This is a genomic window from Cohnella hashimotonis (assembly GCF_030014955.1).
In the GTDB taxonomy this organism is placed as follows: domain Bacteria; phylum Bacillota; class Bacilli; order Paenibacillales; family Paenibacillaceae; genus Cohnella; species Cohnella hashimotonis.
Map to the genome: position 1 here is coordinate 5803842 of NZ_JAGRPV010000001.1, position 20994 is coordinate 5824835.

A 20994-nucleotide genomic window follows, 5' to 3' on the forward strand; every position below is an offset into this window, starting at 1 on the left:
TAGCCTCGATTGCATTCGTCGTTCGCGACTCTCGATCATAAGCCTCGACCGCTAACCTCTCCGAAATCCTCGTTCGCAAGCCCCGAATCCGCGCCGGATCCGGGGTTTTCGTTTTTTTGAGCGATTTCATTTTATTGAAGGCGGGCTTCGCTTCGATTTTTTAAGCGATTTCATTTCTTTGAGATGGCGCTTTGCCGTCAGGGTGAATAAGCTTGGGTCAGTAAAGCGCTTTCGGTCCACGCATCGATGCGAAGCTGCTTTGGCGCCCCATCCACCAACCGCATGACAAGGAGTGAATCTCGATGACGGAAAAAGCTTATCCGACGCCCAAGGCGCAAGGGCGAAGCAAATGGCTGAGGTCGCTGCGCAACGACAGCTCGCTGTTCCTGCTGGCGCTGCCCGGCGTGATCGCGCTGATTCTGTTCGCTTATTTGCCGATGAGCGGACTCATCCTCGTGTTCAAAAATTACAATTTTAACGGCGGCATCTTCGGAAGTCCCTGGGCGGGCTTCGACAACTTCGACTTCTTCTTCTCGAGCATGGACAGCGCCATCCGGGCGACGCGCAATACAGTCATGCTGAACGTGCTGTACATGCTGACCGGCACCTTCTTCTCGGTGGCGCTCGCCATCGCGCTGAACGAGCTGCGGAGCAAGGGCTATATCAAAATTACGCAGAGCGTCATGTTCTTCCCTTACTTCATCTCGTGGATCGTCATCGGCGCCATCCTGTTCTCCCTGCTCGACTTCGAGAAGGGGATCGTCAACCGCATGCTAGAAGGCATCGGCATGCAGCCGATCGACTGGTATGCGCATCCGTGGCTGTTCGTCGTCGTGCTCGTGCTGGCGAACATCTGGAAAAGCGCAGGCCACGGCGCCATCATATACTATGCGGTGCTCCAAGGCGTCGATACGTCCTACTACGAGGCGGCGCGAATCGACGGCGCGTCCCGGTGGCAGCTCATTACCAAGATCACGCTGCCGATGCTCATTCCTTCTATTATATTGCTCACGCTGCTGAGCATCGGCGGCATGCTGAAGGGCGACCTCAGCATGATCATGGGCGTCACCTTCCTCAATCCGCTGCTGCTGCCGACGACCGACATCATCGACGTCTTCGTATACCGGACCGCGATCCGTTCCGGCGAGTTCGGCTTCGCGTCGGCCATCACGCTTTATCAGTCCGTATTCGGTCTCGTGCTCGTGCTCGTCGCCAATAAGCTGGCCGGCTGGTACGACAGAGACAGCAAACTATTTTAGGAGGGACGCGTCATGGCAATCCGGGAAAATCGAACGCTGCTGATTTTCTTCTACGTATTCATCGGCGTGTTCGCCGCCATCTGCTTAATCCCGTTCATCCTCGCGGTATCGGGTTCGCTCTCGTCGGAGGCCAAGATCGCGGCGAACGGCTACTCTTTTTTGCCGCAGGGCTTAACGCTGGATACTTATAAATTCATGTTCGGCTCCAAATCGGACGAGATCATCCGCGGTTACCTGAACTCGGTGAGCATCACGGTGCTCGGTACCGTGTCCGCCGTGCTCGTCACGTCCGCCTACGCCTACGTCATCACCGCCAAAGGCTTCCGGTTCCGCGGCGCCTTCGCCTTCTTCGCCTACTTCACGATGCTGTTCAGCGGGGGAACGCTCCCCTGGTACATTTTGACGACCAAGTACTATCATCTGAACGATACGCTGGCCGGCCTGTTCTTGCCCTACTTGCTCAACGTGTTCCTGATGTACCTGCAGGCCAACTATTTCAAAAGCATCCCGCACGAGGTCGTCGAGTCGGCGCAGATCGACGGGGCGGGGCATTACCTGATCTTCTTCCGCATCATGCTGCCGCTCGGCCGCGTCGGGCTCGTCACCATTGCGCTCTTCTACGCGCTGCAGTTCTGGAACGACTTTTTCCTCCCGCTCATGCTCGTCACGGACGAAAAGCTGTTTACGATCCAGTACATGATGTACTATATGATGGCTAACATTCAATTTCTGGCTTCGGGGAATGCTTCAAGGATCAGCGGCGCCCTCATCGCGCCTCCACTCGAGACGGCCAAGCTCGCCATGACCTGCCTCACCGTGCTGCCGATCGCGATCCTGTATCCGTTCCTGCAGCGCTACTTCGTCCGAGGCATCGTCGTCGGCTCCGTCAAAGGCTGACCTTTGACAGCTTCGTTCATAAAACTAAAGCGATTTCATGTTTTTTAAGGCCATCAAACCGTTGATTTTTAACGCTTTTCATTTTCTTAAGATAGCCGCGAACGGCATGTAAACGTATTCTGAAATCGCTTCCCAAAACGCCAAAAAAAAATCCAGGAGGTCATGTTCCATGGTACGTCGCAATGCTTCCAGGGCGCTGCTCGCCCTCGTCTTCACCATCACGCTCGTCTTGTCCGCCTGCAGCTCCAAATCGAACGAAGGCGGCGCTGCCGAGTCCAGCTCACCGGCTGCATCTTCCGGCGCGGCTTCGTCCGGCGCAGCGTCATCCGACGCGAACGATCCGTCCAAGCCCGACTTTTCCGAACCGGTCAAGCTGAAGCTCTTGTTCTACACGGGGCAGTCCAAGCGCATGGCCGAGCTCGCCAGCAATGAACTGAAGGATCTCGTCAAGAAGGAAATCAACGCCGAGATCGAATACGTCTACCTGCCCTGGTCCGAATACGGCGGCGGCAAGACGGACCTCATGCTCTCCTCCGGCGAAGAGTTCGCCGCGTACACCGACATCAACTATATGTCCAAGTCCGTATCCAAGGGCTTGTATGCGGACTTGACGCCCTACGTCGATACGTATGCGCCGGATCTGAAGAGCAACGTCGCGGCCGCTTCGTTCGACGCCTTCAAGCAGAACGGCAAGCAGTATGCGATTCCGGTCGGCAACCGCGCCAGCTCGGCCGCCTTCTACAGCGTCATGGTCCGCCAGGATCTGCTCGAGGAAGTCGGCATGACGACGATCGGCTCGCTCGCGGATCTGGAGCAGTACTACGACAAGGTGCACGCCAAATATCCGGACATGATCGGTTTCGCCTCGACGGACGCCACCTACATGCTCATGTACGAGTACACCGACCAGAACCTGAACTGGATCAACAACTTCATCGCGGTGAATGAGGCCGCCCAAGACGACAAGCTGATCAGCTGGTACGAAACGCCTGAATTCAAGAAATACGCCGGCCTGATGAACGGCTGGTACAAGAAAGGCATCATTCCGAAGTATGCCGTCACGAACCAGCCGCAGCTGATGTCCGACTGGAACGCGGGCAAGGCGATGTTCTTCCCGGGCACGGCGACCCGTCCGATCGAAGGCATCGCGGGCATCACGAAGGCGGTGCCGACCGCGAAGCTGCAGAACTACTTCCTGAGCAAAAACGACCGGCCGAAGATTAGTCGCGGCACGTACAACACCGCCTACTTCGTGTCGGCCAACGTGAAGCACCCCGAGCGTTACGTCGCCTTCTTCAACCTGCTGCAGAAAAACCAGGAGCTGTACGACCTGTTCACCTACGGCATCAAGGACAAGGACTACTCGATCGACGAGAACGGCCGCGTGACGAAGCTGACGTCCGATCTCTTCTTGGACGACTGGATGATGATGAACGATAAGTTCATGCGCTTCGAGAAGAGCGTGCCGGACGACTTCATCGAGCAGTACAAGCATTGGGACGACGACGCGATCCTGTCCAAGACCGCAGGCTTCAACTTCGACAATACGGCCGTCAAAAACGAGGAGTCCAAGCTGAACGGCGTGTTCACCGAGTTCATCGCGCCGATCGCCAGCGGCTTCGTCGACTACGACACCTACTTCCCGAAGGCGCTCGACAAGCTGAAGGCCGCGGGGCTCGACAAGTATATCGCGGAATATCAGAAGCAGTTCTCGGCGTGGTATGCAAATAAACCGAAGGCATAGGTAGTTGTGTTCAGCTCAAGCTGCCCCATGTGTGGGGCGGCTTGGGCTGAAGTCGTCTCATCTGGCACTTTCTGCAACACTTGTGGCGCGATTCGGGCAGGAAGTGGATTCGTGCAGTGTACTTCGACCTCCGCGCCGCGACTTGTGCTAGAGTGGCTTCGTACAGCGTTACTTCGACCGCTCACGCCGCGATTCGGGCTCAACGCAAAAAACGCTCGTCCCTGGGATTGCCATCCCGTGACGAGCGTTATTTGTCTTTCGCCGGCTATAGCAACCGGTGTGTGTGGTCTCCCGGCGCGCATCGACAGCGCGAGCAAGCCGTCAGCTTGCAGCACCGCTGCCTCAGTCGGGCTGCATTCTTGTCCTCAAGTCCCGCAATTATCTATTCTCATCCGTAGTTCCCTGCGAAACGAATCTCGAATAGCCGCGCCTGATACAGCTTGGGCATTCGAACGGTCAGCTGTCCCGTCTTCGGGCTATAGTGGCAATCAACCGCATAACCTTCGCAAGGATACAACTGCACGATATCCGCCCGAATTCCGCCCGCTCTGCTCACGCCGTCCGAACCGACCAGCGGAATCGTCCGGTATTCGTCGCCATCCCCTAGCCTCCAGACCGACAGCAGCAGCCGAGAACGATCCCTAGATGCTAGCCCGACGGCAGCCCAACTCAACCCGTCGTTGATCCGCGTAAAGCCGAGCGGCCAGATTGGATAGGCTTGCGAGATGAAAGCGCGCTCCCGCTTGAACAGTTCGACCGCCTCCGCGATCAGCATGCGGTTCGCCTCATCGGCAAGATGGATGTGGCCGGACAGATAAAGATTGCCGCACATGCCGTTCACCATGTTGAAGATCGTCTGCTCGCCATCGGCCATCGCCGCCAGCCGGTCCGTCTCCTTCAAGATCTCCGGATTTTTCAGATCCTGATAGAGCAGCGGGTTGGGATAAGCCCAGATGCCGAGTTGCTCCGGCAGAACCGCCGCCAAGCTGCCGCCGATGATCGACGGATATTTGCGGTAATCCTCTTGATCGCTGGAGCTTTGCAGATGAAAATGGGCCAGTGCTTCATAGTCCGCCCTCATGCCGCCGGAGCTGCAGCTTTCCAGCCTTACATGCGGGTGGCGCGTTCTCACCTCGTCAATGAAGCGATAAAATGCCGTAAGTGCCTGCCGCAAGCCCTCCGCAGCCGCCTGGCCTCCGGTATCGTCGCCTGGCCCGATGCACAGATTGTAATCGTTCTTGAAGTAACGAACACCCATCTCTACGAGGCTGTCGACGACGCCATGCATATAAGATCGCACGTCCGGATGACCGAATTGGAGAAACGACCGAGCCCCCCCGCCCACGCGAATGCCGTAACGGCGGATAAACCAGTCGTCCGGCTTAGTGGCCAGTGCCGCGTTTTCGCCGCACACTTCCATCTCCAGCCACAGGCCGGGCTCCATGCCTTTGCCCGCGATATAGGCGAGGAAAGACGCCAGTCCCTCCTCGCCGAAGCGGTCGCGGCTCGGCTGCCAATCGCCGAGACCGCTGCTCCATGACGTGCCAATCTCGCCGAACCACCCCGCGTCCATGCAAAAATATTCGCAGCCCGCAGCGGCTGCCGCATCGACAAGCGGCATCAGCTTCTCTTTTGACGGATCGCCCCACAGCGTGTTCATATAATCATTGTAGACAACGGCAGCTGGTCGCAATTCCTCGTACAGTCCCTTCGTCAAGTAGCGGCGATATGCCGTCAGCTCTCTGATCGCATCGGTGAAGTCGCCTTCGCAGCAGCCGAACGCCGCCGGAACCGCTTCGTAGCTCTCGCCCGGCAGTAGTCGCTTGCTCCAACCCCCGAACCGCTCGTCGGCTCCATCAGCATGAATAAACAAGCCGCCGCTGTCGTCGTCCCAAGAGCCGCGGTAGCCGATCTCCAGATGCCAGTTCGCGGACGTCTCCAGCTGGCAATACCAGGTTTTTCCCGTCTCCAGGTCTTCCAGTACCATAAGCGGCAGCAGCTTGCCTGTGCTCCAGCTGCCGACCGAAGAGAAATGGACGGCCGACGTGCTCGGATGCACCGATGTCGGGTACAAGCCCAATTCCTCCAGATCTCCAAAGCGCCATTGGCCTTCCCCATTCCAGGTTTGGCGGCAGTAGTGAACGCGGATCTTCCGTTTGTCGTACCAGGGTAGAAGCCCGTCCGTGGCGACGCCCTGCACGCACATCGATGACAGGTGGGTCACCACGACCGGAGAATCCCCTTCATTGGTGACAACGGTTGTCTGCCGGATCGCAGCCGCTCCGGGAATAAATCGCATATCGACCTGTACCTTCAGCCGCAACTGTTCGTGCCGATAGAGAAGCTGCATGCCTTCGGCGTCTGCTGATTCGGACACCAGCCCCATTTCCGTAGGCAGGGCGGTCAGCCCGGTGATCAGTGCCGGATTGTATCCATGCGGTCGCCCTGCAACGGCCAGCTGAAAATTGGAAAAAGGAATGCCCGGGACCCGCTCCTGCAGTGCCTTGGCCGTATTCAAGGTGATCTGCATCCAACCTTTTTCGGTATGCGCAAAGCCGAGATGCATCCCTTCATGCTCGATCGTCATCCTGTTCGCGTGTTCCTTCATTCGTATCCTTCTTTCCGGGAAGCCAGCTTCGGCCGACCGGTTTCCGTCGGCTCCAGCACCTAGAATTTGCAATATAATAACCTATCAAACGAATACGGATTCTGCTACAATTTCATAAAACGACGCCTGATGTGATTTCATTTTTGCATCATTTAACTTTAATTTAGGAGTGCTGTCATGGAGCCCGGATCGATGCTGTATATGGTCGCCCCTCCTATGCCCTTTTACGTAATAGGCGGAATTAATACGTATTATCCGGGTGACGAGCACCCCGACCGATACGCGATCGGCGTGTTCGATATGCTGCTCGTGAAAAGCGGTACGCTTCGAATCGCGGAAGAGCGGCGAAGCTGGCGGGTCGGCCCCGGACAGATGCTGATCCTGCGCCCGGACCTGCACCATTACTCCGCCGGCCCCTGTGAAGAGGAAACGCATCACTACTGGCTGCACTTCATGCCTGCCGGCGAATGGTGGGAGGTTCCGGAAGACCAGCGGCCGCCCGACAAGGACAGACTCGTCCAGCTGCAGTCGGTTCGAACGAAGTTCCCCCTTCATCGCGTGTACACCATCGCGCTGCCTAAATACGGCATGATACCTTCCCCGGGAAAAACGTTCGATGCGCTCAAGCATCTGATTCAATCGGAGCTGGAGCCACAATCCCTGGTGCTGTGGCAGCATCAGTCTATCTTGGCCGAGCTGATCCGGGACTTGCACCGCGATCAGAAGTCCGTTCACGATACGCAGGCCGTACGGCTGGCCGAAGAAGCGGAGGCATTCCTGAAGCAGAACTATAAGCATCCGTTCACGAATGCGATGCTTGGAGAGGCCTTGCACTTTCACCCCAATTACATTGCGCGCAGCATGCGTAAAGTGCTCGGCTATACCCCGGTCGAGTATCTGATGCAATATCGCTTGGAGCAGGCAAAGCTGCTGCTCATGAAGACGGAGCTATCCGTTACGCAAATCGCGGAGGAAGTAGGTTTTCAGCAAACCGCCTATTTTTCGCGCTGCTTCTCGAACAAGGAAGGGATCTCGCCCTTACAGTTCCGCAAAACGTTTAAGAAAAAAGGCTGAAAACCCACGCTTCGCGGGGTTTTCAGCCTCGTCCATCGGTAGCATGCTCGTCATCCATCTATTTTTCTTGAAGGTCGGCGACCACATGAATCTCGTCTGTACGCTCGAATAGGCGCTTCGTCCCATCAGGCAACCTAATCTCCGTCGGCTTGCCGCGTAGCCCGCTCGCACGCAGACGGAATTTTCCGCTTCGCTCGTCAAGCTCCCATGCGACGTTCACGACCCCATGGGGCGTTGACACGCCTCCCTTCGCCCAAGTCAAAGATCCGATTCGAGGCTGGATCAAGATTCGCTCATAGCCGGGAGCGCCCGGCTTCACGCCGAGCCATTCGCCGGTGCATTCGTAAAGGGGGGATGCTCCCCAGCCATGGCAATCGCTGCGCTGCGAGACTGGGTCCTCCAGCCACGTCGTCAGACCGAGACCGATCTGCTCCCGCCACAAGTCCCACATGCCGACAGTCCGGTCGTATATTCCTGCGGCCGACGCCGCCCGAAACAGGAAGAAGGCCATCGCATAAGATACTTTCGCTAACGAATTCTCGTCCAGCATGCTTTCCGCCAGACGCACAGCCTCCTTCCCTTCGACGGCATTGGCAAGTATCGCCCATAGCTGGGCGTGCTGGCTGTATTGATCTAACGAAGGCGCGTCTTGGAACAGCGCTCTCTCCTGCGACCAACAGTGGCGCTTCACCGCGTCGATCGTGCGGCTCGCCCGGATTCGGTATTCTTTGCCCGTATCCGTGCGCCCGGTTGCTTCGTTTAATAAAGCGGCTTGCTGCAGCGCATTCGCGTACATAAAATTGTATACGGTAAGCGGCAATGACTGGCCCGGGGCGGGAACGCCTTTCGATTCCTCCCACTCCCTGACCCAGTCGACGTAAGACCAATACCCGCTTGGGGCCGGACCTGCGAGCCCCGTGTCCGTTACCGAGCGTTCGAACCAGTCCAGCACCGCATCGATGGTCGGCCGGTATCGTCGTACGAGCGAAGCGTCACCCCAATACGCATAATGATCGTGAACCATCATGACCCAGTGCAGCGCGAATCCCGGGATGACCTGCGCCTCGTTCGAAGGAAAGCGGCTCTGGAGCATGCCGTTCGGCAACATGGACTTATGGAAGTCGTCAATCGCTTTGCGCGCCAATCGGTCATCCCCGCCGATTCGATACGTAAACAACGCCTGCAGTCGCGTGTCCATAATGTATTGAAGCCGTTCGTAATACGGACAGTCAATATAAGTTTCGAACATGCAACGCCGCAGCGTTCGGATGCTGATGTCCCACATGGGAGCGAAAGTTTCGTCGGAGCAGGCGAAGGAAGCCTTGATTTCCAGCGGGTATCCGGTGTCGCGGTAATCGATGCTGCACAGGGTCAAAGGCGTTTCAGCCACCTCGACGACGAGGCGCACGAAGCGAAACGTACGGTAGTCGAACGTCTCGTATTCCTCGCGCTCGGACAGATCCGCACCGCCGACGCGGTACGAATCGGTTCCCCCGCACAGCCCTTTCCCTTCATGATCATCACGGTTACCTTTTCGGCCTTCGCCGTCTACATAGCTCTCCGAGCAGAGCAAGCGAATCTCGCTTCCCCCGCCGCTCTCGGTTGCGATCCTCAAAAAACCGTTAACCAGTTCCCCCGCATCCAGCTCTAGCGAAACTTTGCTTCGGGCCGGCAGCACAAGCGGGGTTCCGCCGCTTATGATAGCTTGATAGCACCGATCATCATGTATTCCCTCGCTACGTACCACGCGAGCGAAGGCGCGGGGATGCTCGAACGGGAGCGGAATCGGCCGCGGAGCAAGGGGCCACGCGCCGACGATGCCGTAGACGCTCGTGTTCGGCGATTCTCCGATCGCCTCCGCCGGAGACCATCGCGAATCGTCATAATCGGTTCGCTGCCAACCGTGCGGGAGCCGTCCGCCATCCGCCTCCTCCAATCCTCCCGTTACCGTGAGCGCCTGCGGCTGAAATCCGACAGCCTCGTCCGGCAGGCATCGCCACGAGTCGTTTGTAGACAGCGATTCCAGCAGACCTTCCTCAGCGTAAACATGACCTTCAAGCAGGAACCCTCCCACCGGAGCGCCGATGATGGCGAGCGGCTTCGTGCCGTCCTCTCCATAATGAAGCACCTTGGCCGCCAGCACATTCCCGCCCTCCCTTAACATAGAGGAGAGATCGACCGTCTCGTAGTATTGCGTCCACCGATCCCCCGGGCAAGGCCCGAAAGCTACGGGTTCCCCGTTGAGGTAAAGACGGTAGCGGCTGCTCGCCGAAACATCGACGATCAATCGGCACTTGCGGGAAGGCGGGAGATAAAACGCGCGCCGGAAATACACGATGCGGCTTGCGACGGAATCGCTGCCGTCTCCGTTCTGCGCCCATATCCATTGGGCAGACCATGTTCGATTCGTTTGGTCGATTTTCATCGTTTTCTATCGCCGTCAATACCCTGCGGGCAGCGCAAACAGCTTTCCTTCCCCGGGCGCAAATGAGGCGGACAGTTGCCCGGTCCCGCTGTTATAGTTCGTCGCAACCTCCGCACCCGTCGTCTTGGACACTTCGGTAACGGCCGTCGGCTTCGGCGTTAAGGCGAAAGTCAACGTTCGCGAATTTACCGTATCCCTGTTCACGACCATGACGTACTTGCGTCCGCTCCCGTTCACGAAGGACCCGATCACGGTTGGCTTCGTCGTGTCCGTCGGTTTCCAGAAAAAGCTCGCCGGAAGCGCTGCGGCGCCGGTTGGAATCGCCCCCGTATGGTAGACCGCTTGCGAAGTCAGCGAGTTAAGCGACGGTCCTAGTTTCAATACCTCGCCGTTAATCTCACGGGCGGATGCGTAAGAGCCGGTTTTCGTTCCGTCCGGCAAAATGATGCCGTCGTGGAAAGGCGAGTTCCAAACGCTGTCCTGCGGCGTCCAATAGGTAAAATAAATATAGCCTTTGGCGCCATAGGCCAGATTGGTGTAGATCTGATAACGCATTTCTTCCTTGCTTGGCACGCGATAAGTGCCCGTTATACCGACCGATTGAATGTACGACCAGAAGTCGACCTTGCCAAGCAGCGCTTGCCGGCGAATCACTTCCAGGTTTTCAAAATAGTCGTTCCTGAATGCCCCGGCTTCAAGAAACGGATAATGGTCGAACACGAGAACGTCCGGATGCTTGCTGACCCATCGGTACACGTAATCCTCGTATGTCAGCGGGGTAATGTTTTGGTTGATCGTGAACCAGAAGTCCGCATTGATCGGCGCTCCGCCGACATAGGCGGTACCATCTTTCTCCCACTTCTCGCCCAGGTTGGTATGAATGACCCAGCCGACCGAATTGTCGCCCCCGCCGTTATGTGTCAACTCCATGTAGTAGAGGGTATTGGCGCTGACCGCCGTATTGATCGGAAACTGCGGCCAGTTGGTTGAAGCAGAGGTAATCGTCGTTTCGGCGATCTTGGTCGTTTTAGCCGTGGAATTCCATAAAGTGAGCTTAAGCGCTTCGCCCGCCGTCATTTGAGAGCGGTCGAAGTACATTTGAATCGTATTGATGAAATTAACATTCGGCCCGGTGCGGAACGTCTGTCCAAGCGGCGTGACGGAAGTAACGTAATCGCCGGCCATCGGCCGAAAACCGAACAACCCTTCCGCAGAGCTCGGCAGCAAATTCGCGTACACCATATGCGACGGGTCGTTCGTCTTGAGCCGTTGCTGTACTTCCTGCAGGCGCACCATCAGATCGACCGTCGGCTCGTCCTTAAGGTTGTAACCAAGCACGGCAGGATTCGCGTTATAGAAATCGACGAGCGTATCGAGATAAGCGTCGGACGGCCTGTCTCCCTGTCCGTAAGCCGAGGCCAGTTGGGAATAACGGATCTCGAAATACAGATCCTTCGCTTGCGGCGTTCCGTTCAGGTAAGCCTGGCCGCCCGCATACGAATCGTTCGCGCTGACCGCGATCCGCGCACCTTCTCGCGAACTGTTCGTTTGCAGCTCCATATAATACGTCTGATTCGCGTTAATATTAGAGAACGACGCATACGTAGGATTAAGGTTTGGCGCGATCTGGAATTCTACGATGTCATTGTCGATCGGCCCCGTTACGGCGTCGCAGCCGATCGTCGTCGTCTTGCTCGGACTGTCGTATACGCAAAGCTTCAGCTTGGCATTGCTGGGCAGCGTCGTCTTGTCAACCTTGAGCGCGACATGGTCGAGAAACCACCCAGTCCCCGACGCGGGCGAAGCGAACGTCTGCCCGATCGTGCGATCCGACCGCGCCCTCCATCCGTCACCGGCACTCCGCTGCACGGCCATCTCGCTCTTTAATTCCAAGCCGTAGTCGTGAACGAGCAGTTTGAGACCATGCGCTGCGGCGTATTGGAGCGCCCGCTCGTTCGAAGCATGCGAGACGACGTTATTGGTCCCGACAATGAACGTGGCGTTCATGTTGGCAATGTCTGCGTAAGCGGCATCGTTGGTCTCCGCGGGCTCGGGCGGGTAGAAGATGCCTATCGGGAACGGCGAGACCGTGGCGGCATCGGCCGCATTCGGCTGCCATGCAAATCCAAACGAACAAGCGGCGAGCGTGAACATGCAGGCAATCGACCTTGCGGCAACCTTGTACATTTTCACAAAAATTCTCTCCTTTTCGCGATCCGATTTTCCGCCGATTCAGCTCTAGCCTTTCAGACCGCCGGTCGTAAAGCCGGATACGAGTTTATTTTGGAACAGGATAAATACGAACAGGATCGGAAGGACGGATAGCGTCAGCGCGGCGAACAAGGTCGTCCAGTCCGCCGCATACTGCTGCTTCAGCATCATGTCGTACAAGCCGACCGAGATCGTATACAGACGGTCGTCCTGTAGAAACATGAACGGAAGGAAATAATCGTTCCAGACAGACACCATCGTCACCAGGCTCACCGCAGCGATGCTAGGTCCGCTCAGCGGCAGCATGATACGAAAGAAAATTTGCCAATGACTCGCCCCGTCGATGAACGCCGCTTCCCCGTACTCCCAGGAAACTCCTCGGTAAAAGCCGTGCAAAATAATGAAATTCATGCTTAGGCCGCCCGAATATAAGATCAGCAGCCCGATATGGCTGTTGTACAAGTGCAGGTCGAGCATCAGTTTATACAGCGCGGCCAGCGACCCGACCTGCGGAATGAGAAACGAGCTGATCGCGAAAAAGTAGACGACGTTTTTTCCCGTAAACTTGTACTTGGCCACCGTATAAGCGGCCATCGACGAGAATATTACGGACAGAAACGTGCCTGCCGCAGTAATGTAGAAACTATTAAAAAAATAGTTGCCGAGACCGCTCTCTTGCCATGCTTTGCCGTAATTGGACCAACGCAGTTTCTCCGGCCAGGACCACACATCCGCATAAAACTCCGGATTCGATTTGAAGGCGTTGATCGCCATCCACAAAAACGGATACAGTATGGTCGTGGCATAGGCGAAAAGTCCAATTTGGAGCAGCAGGCCGCTTCCTTTTCGTTGGAACGAATTCACTTGATCATCTCCTGGGTCAGTATTCGACGACGGTCTTGCGGTCAAGCGCATACTTCACGGCGTACGTAATTCCGAAGCCGACGAGGATCAACATGATGCCGAGCGCCGAGGCTAGCCCGTAATCCCCCTTCTGAATCAATACCGTAATTTGCAGCGCCACTGTGTTGGTCGTCGAATTGGGGCCCCCGCCGGTCAACAGCTTGGATTGCAGGAAAATCGTAAAAGCGGAGCTCGTGCCGATCAAGATAAGTGCTGAGATATTGGGCCAGATCATGGGAACGATGACTTGGACGAGCTCCTTTCTTTTCGACAGCCCCTCGAGCTTGCCCACCTCAAAAATTTCCTGCGGAATCCTCGCGATCGCGCCCATAATCATCGTCGCGTAAAACCCGATGCCCGCCCACACGCAAAAGAAAAACACGGTTGGAAGCGCAGTCTGCGTATCCCCCAGCCAGGATCGCTGCCAACCGTCCAGGCCGATCCAGCCGAGCAGCGGATTGACGATGCCGATGATGGGACTCGTAGCGAACGAAAAAACCATGGTCATAATGACGATCGAGATAATCGTCGGCAAGAAATAGACGGCTCGGTAAAACGAATGGAATCTCACTTTTTGCGACAACACGTACCCTACCACAATCGAGAGCGGCAGCAGGACGAGAACGTTGAGCGGAATCCACAACAGCGTATTTTGCACCGCGTACCGGTAAACGGGGTCTTCGCCGATCAGCTCGAATACTTTGCGGTAGTTGTCCCAGTTCACCCATTCGATTTTTCCGGTATATACGTTCCAGCGCTTGAAGGAATAGACGACGGTCTGATAGTTGACGAACACGGTAAAGACGAGGAAGTGCAATACCGGATAGGCCAGCATCGTAAAGATGAACAGCTTCTGTTTGCGCTTCATGCAGTCGATCCTCCAAATCCGGCTGCACCGGTTCCTGCGAAGGAACCGGGCAGCGTTAGCTATTTCAATCCCAACTCTTTCTCGTATTCGTCCCACTTATCCTTGGCAAATTTATAATCGTCTTCGAACTGCTGATCCGCGGTCTTTGTGCCGGTCGAAATGTTGCCGTTGAACTCGCCGGACGGGAAGATCCCTCCGAACTTCATGTACATCGGGCTGCTCGAGTTGAACGTAAACGGCTTCGAGCTCTGCATGATATCCACGACGCTTTGCGTAAACTCGCTCACCTGGACGCCATCCATGTCATACTTGAACGGACGCAGGGCGCCGGTAAGCGCTGTGAACTGCTTGTTCATTTCCTTCGTCGCGGCGAAGCGAACGAATTCTTTGGCCAGTTCCATTTCCTTTGCTTTCGTCGGAATAACCGTAATATCGCCGCCTACCATGCTGAATGCAATATTCGTTTCTTTGGGGTTGTCGACGAGCGGGACCGGCATCATTTTCATTCGGAAACCACTCGGAATCGACGACTTCATTTCGTTCTCCAGCCAATGCCCGTTTGGAATCATGGCTGCCTTGCCGGACAGGAACAGCATTTGAGCTTCCGTATGATTGACCGCCTCCGAGCCCTTCAGTACCCAACCGTTTTTGAATAATGCCTCGTATTGCTCCAGTGCCTGCTTTTTAGCCGGATTGTTAAGCGGCTCGGGCGACTCCATCTTCAGAAGCTCGTCCAGATAATCAAAGCCCCCGGCCTGCACGATCATCGGCTTCACCAAGAAGTCCATGTACCCGCCGGGAATTTTGCCAGGGTACACGATCGGCGCGATGCCTTTCGCCTTCATTTGATCCGCAAGCTGCGCAAATTCCTTCCAGGTTTTCGGAACCTCCCAGCCGTTCTCCTCGAACATGCCCGCATTGTACACCATGCCAAGAAGCCCGTCGGACCAAGGAAGCGCGTATATTTTGTCTTTGTCGGACACGAATTTTTGAGCTTCCTCGTTCATCGTATCTTTGAACTTGCCGCCGTCAAGGCTGTCCCCGTCATAAATGTCGGACAAGTCGGCCAGATAGCCCTTGCCCGCCCAAATCTGCCATTTGTCCGAGTGGATGAGGAAGGCCACGTCCGGCAAATTGCTGCCCGATTCAAAGCGAGGGTCCAATTTGTCCATGATGCCCGCGTCTCCTTCGAGCTCGACGGTCACATTCTGATGGACCTTCTCGAATTCCTTCTTTAGCGCCAGGAACCAGGCGTCACCGTAACCGCCCTTAAAATAAGCTACTTTCAGCGTCTTTGGCGCGGCGCTTGAAGACGAAGCACTTCCGCCAGACGTCTCCTTCTTCTCTCCTCCGCATCCGGCCAGTAACGCGACAAGCATGACAGCGACCAGTAAATGAAAGGCATAAACATAAGTTTTGTTTTTTGGATTCATTGTTTTAGCTCCTTCTTGAATGTTATGAAGCGTTTTCATATAATGCCGCCATTCTTCTCTGTTTCCCCCCTGGGCGATAGAAATGAATTTCGAATGTTAGACAGAATTTGTAATATTTAATTCCGTCTGTCATTCATTATATGGCATTATATAAATAAAAAAATGCGATCTACAAACCTTATTTTTGCATTATTTAAACTTACGTTTTTACATTCAAAGAACCTAGAGAACATCCGTTAGGGGCTAACATAACCAAGAATAGTCGTGCTTTTAAATAAGACGATGTATATTATATTCAACTATTCGGCAACAAAAAAAGTGCGCAGGCTAAGTCTGCGCACGCTGAGTGATCTTGTACCAGCCCGAAGGCTGTATGTACCTGCAGCATTCATTCAGTGGCTTCTATTCTTTCGTGGTGCGACTCGGGCATAAGTGGCGTCGTACAGCGTTACTTCGACCGCTCCCCCCCCCGACTGAGGCTCAACGCAAAAACGCCCGTTCCGGATTATCATCTCGGGACGAGCGTTTTTGTCTTTCGCCGGCTATAGCGGCCGGATAACCACGGTCTCTCCCGCGCGCATCGATAGCGCGAGCAAGCCGTCGGCATGCTCCGCCGCCGTCTCGACCGGGCTGCCGTCCAGGCGCAGCGCCCGGATCGGTTCGCCTGCGCCGACGCGCAGCCGGAGCGTCTCGCCGCCGGTCGACGTGATGCGCGCCTCCGTCAGGCGGCCGTCGCGCCACGCCAGATCCAGCTCGAAGCCGCCGCGCGCGCGCAGACCCGTGATACTGCCGGCCGGCCATGCCGCCGGCAGCGCCGGGAACAGCGCGACATGCTCGAGATGGCTCTGGAGCAGCATCTCGGCGATGCCGGCGATCGCGCCAAAGTTGCCGTCGATCTGGAAGGGCGGATGGTTGTCGAACAGGTTCGGCAGCGTCGACATGCGCAGCAGCGCCATCGTATGGTCGTAGGCCTGCTCTCCGTCCAGGAGACGCGCCCAGAAGTTGATGATCCAGGCGCGGCTCCAGCCCGTATGTCCACCTCCGTTTTCCAGCCGGTGCAGCAGTGTCTCGCGAGCCGCATTCGCCAGCGCCGGCGTCTCGGTCGGACTGATCGTCGTGCCCGGATGCAGGCCGAACAAGTGGGAGATATGACGGTGCCCCGGCTCCTGCTCCTCGTAATCCTCCAGCCACTCCTGCAGCCGGCCGCCCCTGCCGATCTTCATTTCCGGCAGACGCGCCTTGGTCTCCTCCCACATGCGGCGGTCCGCCTCGTCCGTGTGCAGGATCAAGCTGGCTTGAATGCAGGCATCCAGCAGCTCCGCGATAATCTGCGTATCCATCGCCGGTCCGTAGCACAGCGTGCCGGTCTCGCCGCTCGGCAGCCGGTAGACGTTCTCCGGGGAAACCGAAGGATTGGTTACGAGATACCCTTCGGGGCTCCCCACCAGGAAGTCGACGAAAAACAACGCCGCTTCCTTTAGCGTATCGTAGGCGCGCCTTAAGAACCGCTCGTCCGGATCAAAACGGTAATGCTCCCACAGATGCAGACTCAGCCAGGCTGCGCCCATCACCCACTGCGTAGCCGGACCGTAAATGTCCTGGGGCGCGGTATCCGCCCAAATGTCCGTATTGTGATGCGCGACGAACCCGCGGCAGCCGTACATCTCGCGGGCCGTCACCCTGCCGTTCTCCCGCATGCGCTCGACCAGCTCGAACAGGGGCTCGTGGCATTCCGCGAGGTTGCAGGACTCCGCCGGCCAATAGTTCATTTGCGTGTTGATGTTGATCGTGTATTTGCTGTCCCACGGCGGCGTCATCGAGTCGTTCCAGATGCCCTGCAGGTTCGCCGGGAGCGAGCCCGGCCTGCTGCTGGCGAGGAGCAAGTAACGGCCGAAGTGGAAATATAGCGTGATCAACCCTGCATCCTCCGCACCCTGCGCGACCTGCGTCAGCCGTTGTGCGACGGATCGGTCGTTCGCAGCATCCGTGTGCGAGCCCAGCGTCAGCTTCATTCTATTGAATAGCGGCGCGTAATCCTTAATATGTCTCGCTTTTATCCGATCGTACGTCTCAGCCGCCGCGCCCTTCAACACCTCCAAGCACTGACGCTCGGGCTCCGGATAGCGGAACGTGCTTGCCGTTGTCAGAATGAGCGTCACGGCATCGGCGCCTTCAACGAATAGATGCTCGCCGATGATGCGAACCTGCCCGCCTTCGGCGACAGCCTTGACCGCTGCCGTATAGGACAGCCCGTCCCGCCCACCGCAATCGTTGCTCATTGTGATCGTATCCGTGCCTGCTCGCCCCGACGCGTCCATATAACGCCCTTTATTTCGCTCAAAGCGCGCATTAAAAGAGATCGCCCCGGCCCGATCCGCCGTGAGACGAATGAAAACGGCCTGGTCCGGAAAGCTGCTGAATACTTCCCTGCGGTACTTCACCCCGCCGTATTCGTATGCGACGGACGCGACGGCCGATGCCAGGTCGAGCACCCTGCGATACCGCGCCGCCACGCCCTCGGGATGATCGAACCGGATCACCAGATTGCCCGCCGTTAGATAATGCCGCTCGCTGCGCGGCGTGGCGGATAGCGCGGCTTCGGCCAGACGATGTGCTTCCTTGAGCCTGCCTTCGAATACCAGCTTCCGCACTTCAGGCAGATAGGTCAGAGCGTCCGGATTGTTGCGGTTGCGCGGACCGCCGTACCAGACGGAGTCGTCGTTGAACTGGATCAGTTCCTCTTCGATCGTGCCGAACACCATGGCGCCGAGCCGCCCGTTGCCGATCGGCAGCGCCGAGTTCCAGTCGCCGGACGGCTCATCGTAGGACATCAGCGTTTCAGACAACAGCTTCATTCTTCGCACTCCTTTACTTTCGGGTCGCTTGGCGGATCGCAATCCAAGCAAGTCCCCTCAAGTATAGGTCAACGAATCGCCAATTTCTTGGGATAGCGATGTTCCTTTTTCTCCTATTTATACATTTTTGTCCTGCAATAAGCGTCTCGATGCCATGACGCTCTCCCCAAGCAAAGAAGCCGACCACCCGGGTCGACTTCTTTGTTTTAAATTACAATCGCGCTCATTCGGCAGCCATCGCATCCGCCTTCGTCTGATGCACCGTCCCGAAGGGATGCTGCGGCGGCGCGTAGATCACGTACACCTTAAGCGGCTGGCTGCCGGTATTGGTCACGTTGTGCCAGGTGCCGGCAGGAACCATGACCGCGTCTCCTTCGCCAGCCGCAACCTGGTAATCCAGCCGGTCCTTGGTTTTTCCCATCTGCACCAGTCCCTGGCCCTCTTCGATCCGGATGAACTGATCCGTGTGAGGATGCACCTCAAGACCGATGTCGCTGCCGACGGGAATGCTCATCACGGTCACCTGAAAATGCTCACCCGTCCAGATGGCAGTACGAAACGTGTCGTTCTGCTTCGCTGTCTTTTCAATATTAATGACGACCGGTTGTTTCCCGTAGTCCTTGATGGCGTTCGCTGGCGCGGGCTGCGCGCTGAACCGCTCGTTGCCATACGGGGACGGATAGGACAGATACGCAGGCTGCTCAAAATAGGGGTAGCTGCAGCTGCGGTATAGCTCCCATACATAATAAGAGTACGCCAGGCTCGGATTGGCTTGGTGCAAAGCTTGCATTGCGTTCATCCCTTCGCGCTTGATTACTTCATCGTATGCCCGGCGTGGGCAAATGTACCTTGGCCGCCATAGGTAGCAATCGTCGCTGCATCGTTCTAATGCCGAAATGCCTGCAAATATACATCTTTTTAGGCCGATTTCGCCACTTTGGGATAGGAAAGATGCAAAAATGCAGGCTTTTTCCTCGATCAGCCGGATTTCGTACTTGTGCTTTGAAAATACCTGCATATTTGCATGTATTTCATCAAGTGCCGTTGGCCGACAGAAAATACATGCGCATATGCAGGCTTTTGACCTGCAAACTCCGCGCCGCCAAGCCTAGGTATGCCGAACGAACGCTTTCCCTATCAACGCACCACCGCCCACGCACCGCCACGCACCTACGCCCCTGCACCGCTGCCCACGCACCGCTACCCACGACCACCGCCCACGCACCGCTACCCACGACCACCGCCCTCGCACCGCCGTCCCCTCCTAAACACACCAATTTCCGCAAAAAGATCCCCTCCAACGGCGCTTCCGTTCGAGGGGATTTTCGTTTTATTCTCTTATTCTCTTATTCTCTTATTCTCTTATTCTCTTATTCTCTTATGTCCCCAGAATCTTCTTCCGATTCAACACCGCCGCGTTCGGCGGGCCGTAATCGTGCATGACGTCGATCTTGGAGATCTCGTCGTTGTACACCTTGAACGAGCGGATCGCCGAGTACGAGTCGATCTCGGTGACGTACACTTTGCCATCGAAGTAGGACATGTAGTACGGCACGCCCTTGAAACCCATTTTCGTATACAGATTCTCGGCGGTGCTAAAATCGGACAAGTCCTTCAGCCGGATGAACTGGTTGTAATACACCGTGATGTAGTAGTAGTTGCCGATCTTCTTAATATCGTTCATCGCCCGGTAGCCTTCCGGCACGTCGTACTTCTGCTGCAGGGAGAAGGTGCCGTCCTTGTAATTGGCGACCAGAATCTGGTTCGGTCCGCTTACGAAGTACATCAGGCCGTCGATAATCGAGAAGGATCTGACATACGACGCCTCCATATAAGGGAGGTTCTTCTTGCTGTCGATCACGACATGGCCGTCTTTGACCGATAGGGTGTACATGTTCTGCGTGTCCGAGGTGAGGACGTAGAATTTCTGGGTGGCCGGATCGTAGATGGTCCGGTGCGGTCTGCCCGTAATGCCGCCGATCGCCTGCGTTCTGACGAAGCCCTTGGTCGTCAGGGTATACACGATCAGGCGGTCTCGGCCGGTGTCTTCGGTGATGAAAATGGTGCCGTTGCCCGCGATGGAGTGCGGAGCGGCTATGTAATCGTCGAGCACCTTCCACTGGCTGATCGGAAGCTTCACGTCTCGGCTGTAGAGAATTCTATGATTCCAGGAGTCGGTGATAAAGTAGAGTCCGGAGATCTTGGTGATGAACATCGGCGAATACAATCGGTCGGCATAGGTGGCGGTAGCGGCGTTGGTCGGCGTCGACTGGAAGACGAGCGCGATCAAGAAAACGAGCATCGTGAAGCGCAGGCTTGCTTTTCTCAAAATATCCCTTCCCCTCTAGTTGATGGTCATCAAATATATAACCACAACTCCCCTATTTCGTAACAGGCGAGGACAATTTGAGACAAATCCCACTGGATGGCGCGTATAAAACAAAAGCGCTCCCCCGAGAGGAGCGCCGCGTCATATCGTTTCTGTTATTTCTTGCTGGTGTCGGCCGGTACAGCCGGATGATGGCTAATCGCGAATACCAACGGTTCGTCTTTGGGTTCAACGCTAGTGAAATTCGTGATCTCCTCCCGCGGCCGCGGATCAGGTTCTTTTGCGACAACTTTGCCGGCATGATTGGCCTTGGCATAGTTTAAGGATTGTCCGATAAACGTCCCTCCCATTACGCACACGCATAATACCCCAATTAGCACAGCCCACT

13 protein-coding genes are annotated in these 20994 nt (G+C 56.3%); 4 read left to right on the forward strand and 9 right to left on the reverse strand.

The window, feature by feature from the left end:
- Positions 1–302: 302 nt before the first annotated feature.
- From KB449_RS23415 to KB449_RS23425, 3 genes are all read left to right on the forward strand, one after another.
- A complete protein-coding gene (locus KB449_RS23415) occupies positions 303–1259 on the forward strand; it encodes an ABC transporter permease (RefSeq protein ID WP_282910661.1) in 957 nt (318 codons plus the stop codon).
- A gap of 12 nt (positions 1260–1271) precedes the next feature.
- Entirely contained in the window at positions 1272–2156 is an 885-nt protein-coding gene (locus KB449_RS23420; protein ID WP_282910662.1) for a carbohydrate ABC transporter permease, read from the forward strand.
- A gap of 169 nt (positions 2157–2325) precedes the next feature.
- Positions 2326–3900 (forward strand): DUF3502 domain-containing protein, encoded by a 1575-nt coding sequence (locus tag KB449_RS23425; RefSeq protein WP_282910663.1) that lies wholly within the window; start codon positions 2326–2328, stop codon positions 3898–3900.
- Positions 3901–4288: 388 nt separating this feature from the next.
- Here the strand turns inward: KB449_RS23425 and KB449_RS23430 are convergent, their stop codons facing one another.
- Positions 4289–6508 carry a glycoside hydrolase family 36 protein gene (locus tag KB449_RS23430; RefSeq protein WP_282910664.1) on the reverse strand — a complete coding sequence of 740 codons (2220 nt, stop codon included), beginning with the start codon at positions 6506–6508 and terminating at the stop codon, positions 4289–4291.
- Positions 6509–6685: 177 nt separating this feature from the next.
- Here KB449_RS23430 and KB449_RS23435 point away from each other — a divergent pair, with 177 nt between their 5' ends.
- On the forward strand, positions 6686–7582 hold the full coding sequence (locus tag KB449_RS23435; protein WP_282910665.1) for a helix-turn-helix transcriptional regulator: 897 nt from the start codon (positions 6686–6688) through the stop codon (positions 7580–7582).
- A 58-nt stretch (positions 7583–7640) separates the two neighbouring features.
- On the opposite strand, the gene KB449_RS23440 is transcribed toward KB449_RS23435, so the two are convergent.
- From KB449_RS23440 to KB449_RS23475, 8 genes are all read right to left on the reverse strand, one after another.
- Positions 7641–10007: an alpha-L-rhamnosidase-related protein gene (locus KB449_RS23440; RefSeq protein ID WP_282910666.1), complete on the reverse strand. Its 2367-nt coding sequence runs from the start codon at positions 10005–10007 to the stop codon at positions 7641–7643.
- Between the two features lie 15 nt (positions 10008–10022).
- Positions 10023–12200, reverse strand: a complete 2178-nt coding sequence (locus KB449_RS23445) for a hypothetical protein (RefSeq protein WP_282910667.1) — start codon at positions 12198–12200, stop codon at positions 10023–10025.
- 45 nt (positions 12201–12245) lie between these two features.
- Entirely contained in the window at positions 12246–13082 is an 837-nt protein-coding gene (locus KB449_RS23450; protein WP_282910668.1) for a carbohydrate ABC transporter permease, read from the reverse strand.
- Between the two features lie 16 nt (positions 13083–13098).
- Positions 13099–13989 (reverse strand): carbohydrate ABC transporter permease, encoded by an 891-nt coding sequence (locus tag KB449_RS23455; RefSeq protein WP_282910669.1) that lies wholly within the window; start codon positions 13987–13989, stop codon positions 13099–13101.
- Positions 13990–14048: 59 nt separating this feature from the next.
- The gene (locus KB449_RS23460) at positions 14049–15422 is read right to left on the reverse strand and encodes an extracellular solute-binding protein (RefSeq protein ID WP_282910670.1); all 1374 of its coding nucleotides are present in this window, start codon (positions 15420–15422) and stop codon (positions 14049–14051) included.
- Between the two features lie 542 nt (positions 15423–15964).
- Positions 15965–18277, reverse strand: a complete 2313-nt coding sequence (locus KB449_RS23465; protein ID WP_282910671.1) for a glycoside hydrolase family 95 protein — start codon at positions 18275–18277, stop codon at positions 15965–15967.
- Positions 18278–18500: 223 nt separating this feature from the next.
- Entirely contained in the window at positions 18501–19067 is a 567-nt protein-coding gene (locus tag KB449_RS23470; protein ID WP_282910672.1) for a cupin domain-containing protein, read from the reverse strand.
- 588 nt (positions 19068–19655) lie between these two features.
- Positions 19656–20606 (reverse strand): NHL repeat-containing protein, encoded by a 951-nt coding sequence (locus tag KB449_RS23475; protein ID WP_282910673.1) that lies wholly within the window; start codon positions 20604–20606, stop codon positions 19656–19658.
- Positions 20607–20994 lie beyond the last annotated feature (388 nt).

Excerpts from the sequence above, each read along its gene's own strand:
- KB449_RS23470 (WP_282910672.1), bottom strand. The coding sequence starts at position 19,067 with ATGCAAGCTTTGCACCAAGCCAATCCGAGCCTGGCGTACTCTTATTAT.
- KB449_RS23420 (WP_282910662.1), top strand. The coding sequence starts at position 1,272 with ATGGCAATCCGGGAAAATCGAACGCTGCTGATTTTCTTCTACGTATTC.
- KB449_RS23460 (WP_282910670.1), bottom strand. The coding sequence starts at position 15,422 with ATGAATCCAAAAAACAAAACTTATGTTTATGCCTTTCATTTACTGGTC.
- KB449_RS23455 (WP_282910669.1), bottom strand. The coding sequence starts at position 13,989 with ATGAAGCGCAAACAGAAGCTGTTCATCTTTACGATGCTGGCCTATCCG.
- KB449_RS23440 (WP_282910666.1), bottom strand. The coding sequence starts at position 10,007 with ATGAAAATCGACCAAACGAATCGAACATGGTCTGCCCAATGGATATGG.
- KB449_RS23425 (WP_282910663.1), top strand. The coding sequence starts at position 2,326 with ATGGTACGTCGCAATGCTTCCAGGGCGCTGCTCGCCCTCGTCTTCACC.
- KB449_RS23430 (WP_282910664.1), bottom strand. The coding sequence starts at position 6,508 with ATGAAGGAACACGCGAACAGGATGACGATCGAGCATGAAGGGATGCAT.
- KB449_RS23435 (WP_282910665.1), top strand. The coding sequence starts at position 6,686 with ATGGAGCCCGGATCGATGCTGTATATGGTCGCCCCTCCTATGCCCTTT.
- KB449_RS23415 (WP_282910661.1), top strand. The coding sequence starts at position 303 with ATGACGGAAAAAGCTTATCCGACGCCCAAGGCGCAAGGGCGAAGCAAA.
- KB449_RS23465 (WP_282910671.1), bottom strand. The coding sequence starts at position 18,277 with ATGAAGCTGTTGTCTGAAACGCTGATGTCCTACGATGAGCCGTCCGGC.